This window comes from Sphingomonas sp. (assembly GCF_036387535.1).
GTDB lineage: Bacteria > Pseudomonadota > Alphaproteobacteria > Sphingomonadales > Sphingomonadaceae > Sphingomonas_R.
The window spans coordinates 1-14,844 of record NZ_DASVTO010000045.1; the positions used below are offsets into that span (position 1 = coordinate 1).

The following is a 14,844-nucleotide window of genomic DNA, read 5'->3' on the forward strand; positions in this document are numbered from 1 at the left end:
CCGAGGCGCAGGCCGTGATCGTGCTGAAAGGCGCGGATACCGTCGTGGCGGCGCCGGACGGGCGCGCGGGGATCGCGGCGCCGGCATCGCATTGGTTGTCGACAGCAGGCACGGGCGATGTATTGGCAGGGTTGACGGCAGCGATGCGCGCACGGATCGCCGATCCGTTCGCCGCGGCGCAGGCGGCGGTCTGGCTGCACGGCGCGGCGGCGGATGCGGCGGGCGCGGTGCTGGTCGCCGACGACCTGGCCGACCATATCGGGAAAGCAGTGAAACAATGTCTGTAGACAGCATCGTCCGGATCGCCGGCAATGGCGAGGGGGTGACCGCGGATGGCCGGCATGCGCCGCTGGCCGCGCCGTTCGACATCCTGGACGCATGGGGCGTGATCGAACCCGGTCCGCATCATCAGACACCGCCCTGCCGCCATTTTCCGCGATGCGGCGGGTGTCAATTGCAGCATGTCGATGACGACGGCATGCGCTGGTTCATCGCGGATCGCATCGCCGGTGCGCTGGCATCGCAGCAGATCGACCGCCCGGACATGCCGCCCGCGACGTTGTCGCCGCCATGCAGCCGCCGCCGCGCGTCGATGAAGGCGGAACGGTTCGGCAAGCAGGTGCTGATCGGGTTTCACGAGGCCGAGACCCACAAGATCGTCGACATGCACGAATGCCATGTCGTCGCGCCCGAACTGTTCGCGCTGGTGGCGCCGCTGCGCGGGCTGCTCGGGCTGCTGATGCCACCGCGCAAGGGCAAGGCGGAGGTGCAGATGACGCTGACCGACCAGGGCATCGACCTGTTGATCGACAAGGTGAAGGTGGAAGGGCTGGCCGCGATCGAGGCGGTCACCGACTTTGCGCAGCGCCACCGGCTCGCCCGCCTGTCGATCGACGAAGGCCACGGTGCCGAGCCGCGCTGGGAACCGCAGCCGGTGACGGTGACATTGGCCGGGACGGCGGTGCCGATGCCGATCGGCGGGTTCCTGCAGGCGACCGAGGATGGCGAAGCGGCGCTCCGCGCGATCGTGCAGGCGCATGTCGGCGATGCGGCGACGGTGGCCGACCTGTTTGCGGGGCTTGGCACCTTCGCGGTGCCGCTGGCGGCGCGGGCGAAAGTCTATGCCGCAGAGGGATCCCGCGGATCGGCCGCCGCGCTGAAGTCGGCGGGTACAGCGGGGCAGTTGCCGCTGTTCGTCGAACATCGCGATCTGTTCCGGCGACCGCTGACGACCGCGGAACTGGACCGGTTCGATGCGGTGGTGATCGATCCGCCGCGTGCCGGCGCGCGCGAACAGATGCCGGCGCTGGCAGCGGCAACGCGCGTGCGGCGGCTGGCCTATGTCTCCTGCAACCCCGCCACCTTCGCGCGGGATGCAAAGAACCTGATCGCCGGCGGCTGGGTGCTGCAACAGGTGGTGCCGGTGGGGCAATTCCGATGGTCGACGCATGTCGAGCTGGTCGGATTGTTCGGGCGCGCCGCCGATCATGTGCCGGCCCAGACCGAGGTACAGCTGGACCGGCGCGGCTGGTTGAAGGGTTAGGTCAGCGCCCCTGCATGTCGCGGGCGGACCCCGGCAGGCGCACGGTCAGCATGTCCAGCGATCCGTCGAGCAGGATCTGGCAGGCGAGCCGGCTGGTGCGGGTGACGTGAGGCGCAAGATCGAGCAGGTCATCCTCCTGTTCCGACGCGCGGGGCAGGCGATCGAAATCGCCCGCCGCCACGATGACATGGCAGGTGGAACAGGCCATCTGCCCTTCGCATGTGCCTTCCAACGGCTGCCCGATCGCCTGTGCGATATCGAGCAGCCGCGTACCGGAGGGCGCATCGGTTTCGCCGGTCGGACCTCCATCGGGCCCAAGGAAGCGGATCCGCGTCATGCGGCGAACGCCTGTTGGGCGATTGCGGCGCGGGTGATCTGGTCGGCAGCGATGTCGATATCCTCCTCGGTCGTGTAGCGGCCGAACCCCAGCCGGATCGTCGTGCGCGCCGCGGCGTCATCCAGGCCGATCGCGCGCAGTACATGGCTCGGCCGCCCAGAACCGCTGGCACAGGCGGAGCCCGCGGAAAAGGCGATATCGCGCAATCCGGAAATCAGCCGGCCGGCATCGATCCCGTTTCGGCGCAGGCTGAGATTGCCGGGATAACGGTGCGCGGTCGATCCGTTGACGGTCCAGTCCGGCAACGCCGCCCGCAATCGGCGGGCGAGCGCCACGACATGCGCGGCATCGCCGTCGCGGCGATCGGCCGCCACGCTGGCGGCCGCCCCGAACCCGGCGCACAGCATCGGCGACAGCGTTCCCGAACGCGTGCCGCCTTCCTGCCCGCCGCCGTGCAACAGCGGCGGAAGCGTCAGTCCGTCGCGCACGAACAGGGCGCCGACGCCTTTCGGACCATGAATCTTGTGCGCGGACAGCGCGATCAGATCGGCGGGTGGCAAAGGCACACGGCCATAGCCCTGCACCGCGTCGCACAGGAACAGCGCACCGGCGGCACGGGCGCGCACCGCGATGTCAGCAATCGGCTGGATCGTGCCGATTTCGTTATTGACCAGCATGACGGCAACGATGCCGGTCCGATCGTCGATCGCCGCCGCGGCCACCTCCGGATCGACCAGCCCGTCGGACCCGACCGGAAGGACGGCGGTTTCGATCCCCTGCCGTTCCAGCCAGGCGACGGTATCCAGCGTACAGGCATGTTCGGTCGCCAGCGTCACGATCCGCCGCCGGCCGGGCAGCAGGGTGGCAATTCCGGCGATCAGCGCCCAGTTGACCGCTTCGGTCGCGCCGGAGGTGAAGAACAATCGCCCGCCGGACAGCGCGGGATCGGCCGCGACGATGCGGGCACGCGCCGCTTCGACGGCGGCTGCCGCCGCGCGGCCGGCCCGGTGCGGGGAATGCGGGTTGGCGTGCCCATCCTCCGCCAGCCAGGGCAGCATCGCCGCGCGTGCTTCGGGCGCCAGCGGAGCCGACGCCTGATAATCCAGATAGATCATGCCGCGGCCCGCCGCGCGAAGCCGGCATAGACCGCCAGGAACGCGTCGATCTCGGCCGCCGTCGTCTCCCGCCCGATGCTGACGCGGATCGTCTCCCGCGCGGCGGTTTCGTCCAGGCCCATCGCGGCCAGTACATGGCTGGGTTTCAGGCTGCCCGACGAACATGCGCTGCCGGCGGAAACAGCGATGCCGGCCATGTCGAGCCGGATCAACTGGCTGGTCGCGGCGACCCCGCGCAGGCGGTAGGCGCCGATCGTGGCGATCCGTGGCGCATCGCGCGCGATCACCGATCCGCCGGCGGCGACGATTCCCGCTTCCAGCCGTGTACGCAGCGTTGCGGCATCGGCCACCCAGCCGTCGCCTTCTTCCAGCGCGGCCGCGAAGCCCAGTGCCGCGGGCACATTCTCGGTCCCGCCGCGATAGCCCTGTTCCTGTCCGCCCGATGGCACGATCGTCGCCAGGTCGCGGACCAGCAGCGCGCCGATGCCGGGCGGGCCGCCGAACTTGTGCGCGGACACCGCGATGAAGTCGGCGGCGGGGAGCGGGTGCTTGCCCGCGGTCTGCGCGCAATCCGCGAGCAGCAGGTGGCCAGCGGCGCGAAGGCGTTCGTCCAAGGCGGCGAGCGGCTGAAGAACACCGGTTTCATTGTTGGCCGACTGAATCGCGAACAGCCATGGCGCGTCGCCGCCGATGTCGGGCAACCGGACGCGGCCATGCGCATCCACCGCGATCCGATCCGTGTCCGCAGCGCGCAGCACCGCATCATGTTCGACCGCCGAAACCAGCCGGCGCGCGACGCGGGTACGGGTCATCGCAATTGCGATCGCCTCGCTCGCGCCGCTGGTGAAGAGCAGGGTGTGCGGCCAGCCGAGCGCGCGCGCGATCCGCTGGCGGGCATCCTCCAGCACGGCCCGCGCGGCGCGGCCGGGGGCATGCGGAGACGAGGGATTGGCCCAGCGCGCCAGCCCATCCGCCATTGCCGCACGCGCCGCCGCGGAAACCGGCGTCGTGGCGGCATGATCCAGATAGATAGGCCGTCCGGTGATGGTGCATCTCCGATGATTGCGGTTGAACCGCATTCTCCCATATAGGAGCGCGCTGAACCGCGCACCCGTCTTGGCGTGCGCCACCCAAGAAGCAGGTGCGATGCCCGAAGTCATTTTCCCCGGACCCGAAGGCCGTCTTGAAGGCCGTTTCCAGCCCGGACCCCGCCCGCGTGCGCCGGTCGCCATGATCCTGCATCCGCACCCGCAGGCGAATGGCACGATGAACAACCGCATGGTGCAGGCGCTGTACCAGACCTTCGTCAGGCGCGGCTTCGCGACCTTGCGCTTCAATTTTCGCGGCGTCGGCAAATCGCAGGGCGTGTTCGACAACGGCGTCGGCGAACTGTCCGATGCCGCATCCGCGCTCGATTGGGTGCAGTCGATCCATCCGGAGGCGCAGACCACCTGGATCGCAGGCGTCAGTTTCGGCGCGTGGATCGGCATGCAGCTGCTGATGCGGCGGCCGGAGATCAAGGGCTTCATCTCGATCGCGCCGCCCGCCAACATGTACGACTTTACCTTCCTGGCGCCGTGCCCGTCGTCCGGAATCATCATCCAGGGCGAAGCCGACGAGGTGGTGACGCCGAGCGCGGTGCAGAAGCTGGTCGACAAGCTGCGGACCCAGCGGCACATCACCATCCATCATGACGTGATCCCGGGTGCGAACCACTTTTTCGAACATGAACAGCCGCAATTGATGCGATCGGTCGATAATTATCTCGACATGCGGCTGAAGGGCTGACTCCCGCGCCGGCCGCGGCATCAGGGCGCGGCCGGCCAGGTGAGGATCAGGATGTTGCCAAGGAACACGACCGCGGCGATGATCATCAGCACCCCGCGCCGCCGGTCGCGCCGCCGCAGCATCGCGATGCCGCCGATCAGCAGCGCGATGACGGCGATCATCAGGATGGCGGGGACGAGCCCGTTGAGCATGGTCATGCCCGTGGTCTAGCGCAGCGAGCCATGTGCGTCACCCGGCGTGCCGGCTTGAACCGGACCGCGACCTGCGGCATCCTTCGGATCCGGCCGAAAGGATCCCGTGATGCGCGCGCTGTTTCTCTTGCTGATGCTGATGCTGATGCCGGCGATCGTGCAGGGTGCGCCGCGGCCCGCTGGTTCCCAATCGACGGAACGGCCATACGCCGCCTGTGCGGAGCCCGCCCCGCGTCACGCGGTGGGCGCACGGTTGCCCGCCGGCGCACAGAAACTGGGTGACCTGCCACCCGCCAGCCAGTATCTGGCGATAGACCGCCGGTCGGGTGGCTGTTCCACGCCGATCATCGTCAGGACCGATATCGGCACGAAGCGACGCTGACCCGCAGGCGGCACAGGATGCGGCCTGATGATCCTTCCCTCAAACTTCAGGCCCAGCATGACCATCATTGTCCATCATCTTGAAAATTCGCGGTCGCAGCGCATCCTGTGGCTGCTGGAGGAACTCGGCCTTCCCTATGAGGTCGTGCGGTACGAACGCGACCCGAAGACGATGCTGGCGCCGCCCGCGCTGAAGGCGGTCCATCCGCTCGGCAAGTCGCCGATGATCGCGGATGACGGGCGGCTGGTGATCGAAACCGCCGCCATCGTCGAATATCTGATCGAAAAGGCGGGTGGCACGTTCGGGCCGCCGGGCAACCGCGATGCGGCGCTCCGCTACCGCCAATATCTGCATTATGCCGAAGGATCGATGATGCCGCCGCTGCTGGCGCTGCTGGTGCTGAACCGGCTCGGCGTGCTGGGCCTGCCGGCGAAGAAGCCGGTGCAGGGGATGCTGGATACGCATCTCGACTGGCTGGAGACGGAACTCGCCGGCCGGCCCTGGTTCGCGGGCAATGATTTCACCGCGGCCGATATCATGATGAGTTTCCCGGTCGAGGCATCGCGCGCGCGCGCCGGGCTGGATGCGTCGCGCCCGCACCTGATCGACTGGCTCGAACGCTGCCACGCGCGTCCGGCCTACGCCCGCGCGCTGGAACGCGGCGGTCCCTACGCCTATGCATAAACCGCCAACCGACATGCTTGAGAAGCGGCGGGCCGTCGATTAAGCCGGGCGCATGACATCGACCAACGATATCCGCCGTTCCTTCCTCGATTATTTCGGGGGGGCGGGGCATCGCATCGTCCCGTCGGCGCCGCTGGTGCCGCAGAACGACCCGACACTGATGTTTGTGAATGCGGGCATGGTACCGTTCAAGAACGTCTTTACCGGGTTGGAAACGCGACCCTATGTCACCGCGACATCCTCGCAGAAATGCGTGCGCGCGGGGGGCAAGCATAATGATCTCGACAATGTCGGTTACACGGCGCGGCATCATACCTTCTTCGAAATGCTCGGTAATTTCTCGTTCGGCGATTATTTCAAGGAACAGGCGATCCTGCATGCCTGGACGCTGCTGACGCGGGACTGGGGGCTGGACCCGGCCCGGCTGACCGCCACCGTCTATCATACCGACGACGAGGCGTTCGACCTGTGGCGCAAGATCGCCGGCCTGCCGGAACAGCGGATCATCCGCATCCCGACCTCCGACAATTTCTGGGCGATGGGCGATACCGGGCCGTGCGGGCCATGCTCCGAAATCTTCTACGACCATGGCGACCATATTCCGGGCGGGCCGCCGGGCAGCCCGGACGAGGATGGCGACCGCTTCGTCGAGATCTGGAACCTGGTGTTCATGCAATATGACCAGGTGACGAAGGAGGAGCGGGTCACGCTGCCGCGTCCGTCGATCGACACCGGCATGGGGCTGGAACGGATCGCCGCGGTGATGCAGGGCGTCACCGACAATTATGATACCGATACGTTCAAGGCGCTGATCGCCGCGTCGTCGGACCTGACCCGCACCGCCGCGACCGGGGCCACCAAGGCGTCCCACCGCGTGATCGCGGATCATCTGCGCGCCGCCGGCTTCCTGGTCGCGGACGGCGTGTTGCCGGCGAATGAGGGACGCGGTTATGTGCTGCGGCGGATCATGCGGCGCGCGATGCGGCACGCGCATCTGCTGGGCGCGGCCGAACCGCTGATGCACCGGCTGGTGCCCAGCCTGATCGCGGAAATGGGCGTCGCTTATCCCGAACTGGTGAGGGCGCAGGCGCTGATCGAAGAGACGCTGAAGCTGGAGGAGACGCGGTTCCGGCAGACGCTGGCCAACGGGCTGCGACTGCTGGACGATGCCACCGCGACGATGCCCGCCGAGGGCGAACTGGACGGGCGGGTGGCGTTCAAGCTCTATGACACGTTCGGTTTCCCCTATGACCTGACCGAGGATGCGCTCCGTGCCCAGGGCCGCACGGTCGATCGCGCCGGCTTCGATGCCGCGATGGCGGAGCAGAAGGCGGCGGCGCGGGCGGCCTGGAAGGGATCGGGCGAAAAGGCATCGGACGAAATCTGGTTCGACATCGCCGAGGAATTGGGGAGCACCGAATTCACCGGCTATTCGGGTCAGGAAGGCGATGCCAAGGTCGTCGCGATCATCCGCGACGGGGCGCGGGTCGAACGGGCAGGAACCGGCGACGCTGTGACGATCCTGACCAACCAGACGCCTTTCTACGCGGAAAGCGGCGGGCAGGTGGGTGATGCCGGCACGATCACCTCCGACGGCGGTTTGCATGCCGCCGTCGCGGACACCGGCAAGCCGCTGGGGCGGTTGCATGCGCACCGGGCGCGGATCGAGGCCGGCAGCGTGGCGGTGGGCGACACCGTGCATCTGGCCATCGATGTCGACCGGCGCGGACGGATCCGCGCGAACCACAGCGCCACCCATTTGCTGCACGCGGCCTTGCGCGATCGGCTGGGCGCGCATGTCGCGCAGAAGGGAAGCCTGGTCGCACCCGACCGGCTGCGCTTCGACTTTTCGCAGCCGCGACCGATGACGGCGGAGGATATCGCCGTGGTCGAGGCCGATGTGAACCGCCATGTCCGGGAAAACGACGTCGTTACCACCCGGCTGATGACGCCGGACGAGGCGATTGCCGAGGGCGCGATGGCGCTGTTCGGGGAGAAATATGGCGAGGAGGTCCGCGTCCTGTCGATGGGCCGGACGCCCGAGGGCATTTATTCGATCGAGTTGTGCGGCGGCACGCATGTCGGCGCGCTGGGCCAGATCGGGCTGTTCAAGATCGTGGGCGAAAGCGCAGTGTCGTCGGGCGTCCGCCGGATCGAGGCGCTGACCGGTGAGGCGGCGCGGATGTGGCTGACCACGCGCGAGGACCGGCTGCGCGAGATCGCCGCCACGCTGCGCACCTCACCTGACGAGGTCACCGCCCGCGTGCAGGCGCTGGTCGACGACCGTCGCCGGCTGGAACGCGAACTGGCCGATGCGAAGAAGGCGCTGGCGACCGGCGGCGGAGGCGCCGCGCCGGTCGAGAGCGAAACCGTGGGCGGCATCGCCTTCGTCGGTCAGGTGCTGGACGATTTCGATCCGAAGGGCCTGCGCGGGCTGGTGGACGAGGCCAAGCAGCGGATCGGATCGGGCGTGGTCGCGATCGTCGCGGTGAAGGACGGTCGCGCCTCGGTCGCGGTCGGCGTCACCGCCGACCTGCTCGCCACCCATAGCAGCGTGAACCTGGTCAAGGCCGCGGTGGCGGCATTGGGCGGGCAGGGCGGCGGCGGCCGCCCCGACATGGCGCAGGGCGGCGGACCCGACGGCGATGCGGGGCCGGCGGCGCTGGACGCGGTGCGCGCGGTGCTGATGGAGACACCGGTTCCGGCATAGCGGGCACATGCAATCAGCCCGGTCGAGGTGCGCGTTACTCCGGCTGCCGTGCGTCAATCGCCTGGCGTTCACGCTCCCATTCACGGCGGATTTTCTGCGTGAGGCCGCTTTGCCCACCCGCTCCGTCGGGAGAACTGCCGTTCGGCCGCCCGGCCAGTGCCGCGTCCTCTGCGTCGAGATTACGCGTACCCCATGCGGTTGCTGCACCAGCCCCGCGCGGCTTCGGTTCGTTACGGATTTCCTCCGGCCCGCGGTAGAGCCCGTCACGGTCATGATCGCGGGCGCAGACAACGACCGTGTTCGCCGGAACAGCGGCCCGGCGGCACGGGGACGGAGTACCGATCATCGCGCGTGCCCGTGCCATCGCTTGCGGTGCGCTGATCGTGCCTTGTGCCATGGCCGTCGGCCCATTCAGCAGCTGTCCCAGCGGCCACCACGCCGTCGTCACTCCACCCCGCCCTCCGCGGGTGCGTCGCTCAGGCGGCGGCGTTGCAGGCGCGGTTCGTGGTCGATCGCGCTCATTTCCATGATCTTGCTGCGCAATTCGGCGCGCTTGGTGTGGATCGACGCGATCACCGGCCCCATCGCGACGCCCAGATCGACCAGCACCGCCTCCGACAGCTGCAGCGAGCTTTCCAGCGTTTCGGGTACGGCATCGGTGACGCCCGCGCGGTAGAGTTCCGCGGCATGGTTGGGATCGCGGGCGCGCGCGACGATGGTGAGGGCGGGGTGTTGATCGCGCACCTTGCGGGTGATCCGGACCAGCTGCGCGGGGTCGTCCATCGTCAGCACCAGCGCCGCGGCCTGATCCAGCCGCAGCCGCTCGATCATGCCGGGGCGGACGATATCCCCGAACTGCGCATTGTAGCCGCGGCGGCGCGCATGCGCCACCGCGTCGACATCCGCCTCGATCGCTACATAAGGCTGGCGATGCGCGTCCAGCATCTGCGCCACCAGCCGGCCGACGCGGCCGCAGCCGATGATGATCGTGCCGCCGGGATCGATGCTGTCGGGCGCGGGTTCATGGCCAGCGGCGCGCTCCGCCCGCCGCGACAGGTCGCTGCCGACGCGGGCAAGCAAGGGGGTGATGGTGAGCCCGAGCGCGGTCACGATTTGCCAGAAGGCGGCGGTCGATGGCTGGATCAGCTGCGCCTGCGCCGCGGTCGCCAGCACGATCAGCGTGGTTTCGGACGGGGATGCCATCAGCAGTCCGACCTCCGCCGCCAGGCCGCGCCGGGCGCCGCGCAGGCGGAGCAGCAATCCGGTCACCACCGCCTTGCCCGCGACGACACCCACCACCGCCGTGGTGAGCGGCATCCAGTTGCCCGCGATCAGCCGCAGGTCGACCGACATTCCGACGGTGATCAGGAACACGCCCAGCGCCAGCCCGCGAAACGGCGCGGTCATCGCCTCGACCTCGGCATGATAGTCGGTTTCCGCGATCAGGATGCCGGCCAGCAACGCCCCCACGATCGGCGACAGGCCGGCGGCGGTGGTGGCGACGCTGGCCAGGATCACGACCAGCAGGCTGGCGGCCAGGAACAGTTCCGGACTCTTGGTCCGCGCCGCCTGCGCGAACAGCCGGGGCAACAGCAGCCGACCGAGCACCAGCATGCCGATGACGGTCGCCCCGCCCAGCACCAGCGTGCGGACGAGCCCGTCCCAGCCGGTGTCCGCCGCGACCGGGGCAAGCGCGCCGAGCAGGAAGATGATCGGCACCAGCGCCAGATCTTCGAACAGCAGCATCGCGAACGCCGCCTTGCCGACCGGGCTGCGCATGCCCGCGATCGGCAGCACCAACGCCGTGGACGACAAGGCGAGCGCCAGCCCGAGCCCCAGCGCGCCGCCGGTTTCCTGCCCCAACAGATAGAGCGCGCCACCGATCAGCCCGGCGGACAGGATCAGTTCGGCGGCACCAAGCCCGAACACATCGACGCGCATCGACCAGAGCCGGCGGAACGACAGTTCCAGCCCAATCGAGAACAGCAGCAGCACGATGCCGAATTCCGCGAACGGTTCGATCGCCGCCGGGTCGGAAATGGTGACATGGTAGAGCCAGGGAAATCGCCCCGACAATGCCCCGAGCCCGGCCGGACCGACCAGCATGCCGACCAGGATGAACCCGATGACGGGGTTCACCCGCGCGCGGGCGAAGGCCGGGATCACCAGCCCGGCCGCACCCAGGATCACCAGCGTATCGCTGAACCCGTCGGAGTTGATCGGAAGCGCCATGTCCGGACCTTTCGGTATCCGGCGCCGTCTGTCACCCCCTTATGTCATGCTACCGGCCATCAACCGCCGCCGGGTGCGCGTGTCCCCATCGGCCGGCTGTCGACATGCGGCTTTTCGCCTTGCGGGCGATTGCTCCAGTCGATCGCGTACAGATCGAACCGGCGATCGGCGAGGTTGCGCACCGTCCCTTCCGCCCGGGCCCAGGTAAGATCGGCCAGATTCACGTCGGCGATCGTCAGCGTCTCGACATTCTCGCTCGATTCGGCGGCGATGCCGTCGCGCGCGAACGGGAAATCGCACGGCGTCAGGATCGCCGATTGCGCATATTGGATGTCCATATTGTCGACATTGGGCAGGTTTCCGACGTTGCCCGACATCACGACATAACATTGATTCTCAATCGCGCGAGCCTGGGCGCAATAACGGACGCGCAGATAGCCCTGCCGGCTGTCGGTGCAGAATGGGACGAAGATGATCCGCGCGCCTTCGTCGACCAGCCGGCGGGCGAGTTCCGGAAACTCGCTATCGTAACAGATCAGTACGCCGATCGGGCCGCAATCGGTCTGGATCGTGTCGATCGAATCGCCGCCCTTGATCTTCCACCAATAGCGCTCGTTGGGGGTGGGGTGGATCTTCTCCTGCCCATGCACCGATCCGTCGCGCAGGCAGACATAGGCGATGTTCTGGATGTCGCCATCGGCCGCGCGGGTCGGGTGCGACCCGCCGATGATGTTGACATTATATTCCAATGCCATGCGACTGAGTTCCGCGACCAGCGGCGTGGTATGCTCGGTCAACCGGTCGATCGCATCCATCGGCGACAGTTCCCGCTTCTCGAACGATAGCAGGGACAGCGTGAAAAGCTCTGGAAAGACGACAAAATCCGCCTTGTAGTCGGACGCCACGTCCACGAAATATTCGACGTTGCGCACGAACTCCGCGAAATCGGCGACCGCGCGCGCCTGAAACTGGACGGTGGCGAGGCGGACGCTCTCGATCCCGCGCGGCACCCGGAACTTGGCGGCTTCGTTGGGATCGACATAGGGGTTGCGCCACACCATCAGCGCTGCGGCCCCACCGGATTGCTTGTCCTCCGGCAGGTAGCGCGGCAGCACCCCGGCCGGTTCGAACCCGTTCGCTAGCTGGAACCCGATCACCGGATCGCGCAGCGTGCCGGCCGTGATCTGTTCGATATAGGCGGCGGGCCCATCCACCTTGTCGCGGACGCGGCGATACCCCGGCAGGCGGCCGCCAAAGGCTATCCCGCGCAATTCCAGACGTTCGGCCAGGGCGCGGCGCGCTTCGTACAGGCGCTTTCCGATCCGGAGGCCGCGGCGTTCGGGATCGACGCACATCTCGAACCCGTACAGCCAGTCTCCGGTCGGGTCGTGCCGCGATCCGAAGCCGTTGCCGGAAATCTGTTCCCAGTCATGCGGCGACATGACCACGGTTTCATCCAGCCGCGACGACGCGCAATAGCCGACGATCGTGTCGTCATAGATAGCGACGAACTGCCCATCGGGAAAATTGTTGATCTGCCCCCGGATCTGGCCGGCGGTATAGCTGCTCATCCGCGGATAGACGCGATCGATCAGCTGGATGATCCCGGCGGCATCCGCCGGCATCGCGGTGCGCACCTCCAGGCGTGCGCGTGTACTCTTTGTCATGCTGTCCCCCGTTCGTCCGTCGGCGGATGAACGGGGGACCGGGTCGGGCGTTCCGTCAGGCAGCGCTCGCCATCGCCTTGTCGAGATTCTGGACGATCGCCTCGAAGAATTGCTCGGTGGTCATCCAGGGCTGATCCGGGCCGATCAGGATCGCCAGATCCTTGGTCATCGCGCCCTGTTCGACGGTTTCGATGCAGATCCGCTCCAGCGTTTCGGCAAAGCGCGTGACATCGGGCGTGTTGTCGAACTGGCCGCGGAACTTGAGACCGCCAGTCCATGCGAAGATCGACGCGATCGGGTTGGTCGACGTCGCCTTGCCCTTCTCGTGCATGCGGTAATGGCGGGTCACGGTGCCATGTGCTGCTTCGGCCTCGACCGTCTTGCCGTCGGGCGACAGCAGCACCGAGGTCATCAGACCGAGCGAGCCGAAGCCCTGCGCGACCTGATCCGACTGCACGTCGCCGTCATAATTCTTGCAGGCCCAGACGAACTTCCCGCTCCATTTCAGCGCGGATGCGACCATGTCGTCGATCAGGCGATGTTCGTAGACGATGTTGCGCGCCTTGAACTTGTCGACGAACTCCGCCGCGAACACCTCGGCGAACAGATCCTTGAAACGACCGTCATAGGCCTTCAGGATCGTGTTCTTGGTCGACAGATACAGCGGCCAGCCGCGCTGCAGCGCATAGTTCATCGACGCGCGGGCGAAATCGCGGATCGAATCATCCAGATTATACATGCCCATCGCGACGCCGGCGGAGGGGTAGTTGAAAACCTCTTCCTCGATCCGCTGGCCGTCTTCGCCTTCCCAGATCATCTTAAGCTTGCCGGGGCCCGGCACCTTGAAATCGGTCGCGCGATACTGGTCGCCGAACGCGTGGCGGCCGACGACGATGGGGTCGGTCCAGCCGGGGATCAGCCGGGGCACGTTGCGGATGACGATCGGTTCGCGGAAGACGACGCCGCCCAGGATATTGCGGATGGTGCCGTTGGGCGACTTCCACATCTTCTTCAGGCCGAACTCCTCGACGCGGGCCTCGTCCGGCGTGATCGTCGCGCATTTGACGCCGACGCCGTATTTCTGGATCGCCTTCGCGCTTTCGACCGTGACGCGATCGTCCGTCGCATCGCGATTTTCCATGCCGAGATCATAATATTGCAGGTCGATGTCGAGATAGGGAAGGATCAGCCGCTCGCGGATCCAGGCCCAGATGATGCGGGTCATCTCGTCGCCGTCCATCTCCACGACGGGAGTGTGTACCTTGATCTTGGCCATGCGGGTTCGCCCTGTTCCGGATAGGAGAAAGTTGAGCGTCGCTTACGGGACGATGCCGCGCGGATCAACCGGGCGGAACCACGATGCCCCCACGTCACCGCCGCCGCCGTGCCACGGCGCACCCACGTCATTGTCAGATTGCGCCACGCTGCTAGGGTGCGGGCATGACATCGCTCGAAAAGCCGGACGTCGGCACCACCACCATCAAATGGCGCTTTCCATCCATCCACCCGGATGGCCGCAAGTTCGTCCTGATCTCGGCCGCGATCACGGTCCTGCTGCTGTTCTTCATCTGGGACGAGCTCGGCTTCGCGTTCGTCGGCATCACCGCCTGGGTCGCGGCCTTCTTCCGCGATCCGATCCGCACCGCGCCGCTGGGGGAGGGGCTGATCATCGCGCCCGCCGACGGGCTGATCACCATGATCGCGACCGTGCCGCCACCGCGCGAACTGGAGGGGCCGGACGGGCTCGGCAGCCTGCCGATGACCCGGATCTCGATCTTCATGAGCGTGTTCGATGTGCACATCAACCGATCGCCGATCGCGGGCACGATCCGTCAGGTCATCTATATCTCCGGCAAGTTTCTGAACGCGGACCTCGACAAGGCAAGCGAGGACAATGAGCGTCAGCATATCCTGGTCGAGGGTGCCGATGGGACGCGAATCGGCTTTACGCAGATCGCCGGGCTGGTCGCGCGCCGGATCGTGCCGTTCGTGAAGCCGGGCGACCTGGTGGCCCGAGCGCAACGGGTCGGGCTGATCCGCTTCGGCAGCCGCGTCGACGTGTATCTGCCGGCTGGCACGTTGCCGCGCGTGGCGCTGGGCCAGCGGACGCTGGCGGGCGAGACGGTGCTGGCCAGGCTGGGTGAGGCGGTGCTGGTCGACGGGATCGCGCAATGAAGCGGCCGGTGCGGCGGATG

The 14,844-nt window shown here is 67.4% G+C and carries 15 protein-coding genes; 7 read left to right on the forward strand and 8 right to left on the reverse strand.

Annotated features, from left to right (window positions below):
- On the forward strand, positions 1-287 hold a 287-nt coding region (locus VF649_RS03725), incomplete at its 5' end, for an NAD(P)H-hydrate dehydratase (protein WP_331010615.1).
- Complete coding sequence (locus tag VF649_RS03730) at positions 278-1,543, forward strand: class I SAM-dependent RNA methyltransferase (RefSeq protein ID WP_331010616.1); 1,266 nt, start codon at positions 278-280, stop codon at positions 1,541-1,543. The genes VF649_RS03725 and VF649_RS03730, both read left to right, overlap by 10 nt.
- A 1-nt stretch (position 1,544) precedes the next feature.
- On the opposite strand, the gene VF649_RS03735 is transcribed toward VF649_RS03730, so the two are convergent.
- The 3 genes from VF649_RS03735 to VF649_RS03745 are packed head-to-tail and all read right to left on the reverse strand — an operon-like array spanning position 1,545 to position 4,074.
- Positions 1,545-1,880, reverse strand: a complete 336-nt coding sequence (locus VF649_RS03735; protein WP_331010617.1) for a 2Fe-2S iron-sulfur cluster-binding protein — start codon at positions 1,878-1,880, stop codon at positions 1,545-1,547.
- On the reverse strand, positions 1,877-2,995 hold the full coding sequence (locus tag VF649_RS03740) for a cysteine desulfurase family protein (RefSeq protein ID WP_331010618.1): 1,119 nt from the start codon (positions 2,993-2,995) through the stop codon (positions 1,877-1,879). The genes VF649_RS03735 and VF649_RS03740 overlap by 4 nt, the downstream gene beginning before the upstream one ends.
- Positions 2,992-4,074: a cysteine desulfurase family protein gene (locus tag VF649_RS03745; protein ID WP_331010629.1), complete on the reverse strand. Its 1,083-nt coding sequence runs from the start codon at positions 4,072-4,074 to the stop codon at positions 2,992-2,994. Before VF649_RS03745 ends, VF649_RS03740 begins: the two co-directional genes overlap by 4 nt.
- 67 nt (positions 4,075-4,141) lie before the next feature.
- Between VF649_RS03745 and VF649_RS03750 the strand changes: the two genes are divergently transcribed.
- Entirely contained in the window at positions 4,142-4,783 is a 642-nt protein-coding gene (locus VF649_RS03750) for an alpha/beta hydrolase (RefSeq protein ID WP_331010619.1), read from the forward strand.
- Positions 4,784-4,803: 20 nt separating this feature from the next.
- On the opposite strand, the gene VF649_RS03755 is transcribed toward VF649_RS03750, so the two are convergent.
- On the reverse strand, positions 4,804-4,980 hold the full coding sequence (locus tag VF649_RS03755) for a hypothetical protein (RefSeq protein ID WP_331010620.1): 177 nt from the start codon (positions 4,978-4,980) through the stop codon (positions 4,804-4,806).
- Positions 4,981-5,083: 103 nt separating this feature from the next.
- On the opposite strand from VF649_RS03755, the gene VF649_RS03760 reads away from it, so the two are divergent.
- The 3 genes from VF649_RS03760 to alaS are packed head-to-tail and all read left to right on the forward strand — an operon-like array spanning position 5,084 to position 8,750.
- The gene (locus tag VF649_RS03760) at positions 5,084-5,356 is read left to right on the forward strand and encodes a hypothetical protein (RefSeq protein WP_331010621.1); all 273 of its coding nucleotides are present in this window, start codon (positions 5,084-5,086) and stop codon (positions 5,354-5,356) included.
- Between the two features lie 57 nt (positions 5,357-5,413).
- Positions 5,414-6,040, forward strand: coding sequence for a glutathione S-transferase (locus VF649_RS03765; RefSeq protein WP_331010622.1), 627 nt, complete (start codon positions 5,414-5,416; stop codon positions 6,038-6,040).
- 52 nt (positions 6,041-6,092) lie between these two features.
- Positions 6,093-8,750 (forward strand): alanine--tRNA ligase, encoded by a 2,658-nt coding sequence (gene alaS, locus VF649_RS03770; RefSeq protein WP_331010623.1) that lies wholly within the window; start codon positions 6,093-6,095, stop codon positions 8,748-8,750.
- 34 nt (positions 8,751-8,784) lie between these two features.
- On the opposite strand, the gene VF649_RS03775 is transcribed toward alaS, so the two are convergent.
- From VF649_RS03775 to VF649_RS03790, 4 genes are read right to left on the reverse strand one after another with little or no spacing between them, the layout of a single operon-like run.
- Positions 8,785-9,147: a hypothetical protein gene (locus VF649_RS03775; protein WP_331010624.1), complete on the reverse strand. Its 363-nt coding sequence runs from the start codon at positions 9,145-9,147 to the stop codon at positions 8,785-8,787.
- A gap of 47 nt (positions 9,148-9,194) precedes the next feature.
- Positions 9,195-10,982 (reverse strand): cation:proton antiporter, encoded by a 1,788-nt coding sequence (locus VF649_RS03780; protein ID WP_331010625.1) that lies wholly within the window; start codon positions 10,980-10,982, stop codon positions 9,195-9,197.
- 59 nt (positions 10,983-11,041) lie between these two features.
- Positions 11,042-12,649 carry a GNAT family N-acetyltransferase gene (locus VF649_RS03785; protein ID WP_331010626.1) on the reverse strand — a complete coding sequence of 536 codons (1,608 nt, stop codon included), beginning with the start codon at positions 12,647-12,649 and terminating at the stop codon, positions 11,042-11,044.
- A 55-nt stretch (positions 12,650-12,704) separates the two neighbouring features.
- Positions 12,705-13,925: an NADP-dependent isocitrate dehydrogenase gene (locus tag VF649_RS03790; protein ID WP_331010627.1), complete on the reverse strand. Its 1,221-nt coding sequence runs from the start codon at positions 13,923-13,925 to the stop codon at positions 12,705-12,707.
- A gap of 164 nt (positions 13,926-14,089) precedes the next feature.
- Between VF649_RS03790 and VF649_RS03795 the strand changes: the two genes are divergently transcribed.
- Positions 14,090-14,824 (forward strand): phosphatidylserine decarboxylase, encoded by a 735-nt coding sequence (locus VF649_RS03795; protein WP_331010628.1) that lies wholly within the window; start codon positions 14,090-14,092, stop codon positions 14,822-14,824.
- Positions 14,825-14,844: the final 20 nt, after the last annotated feature.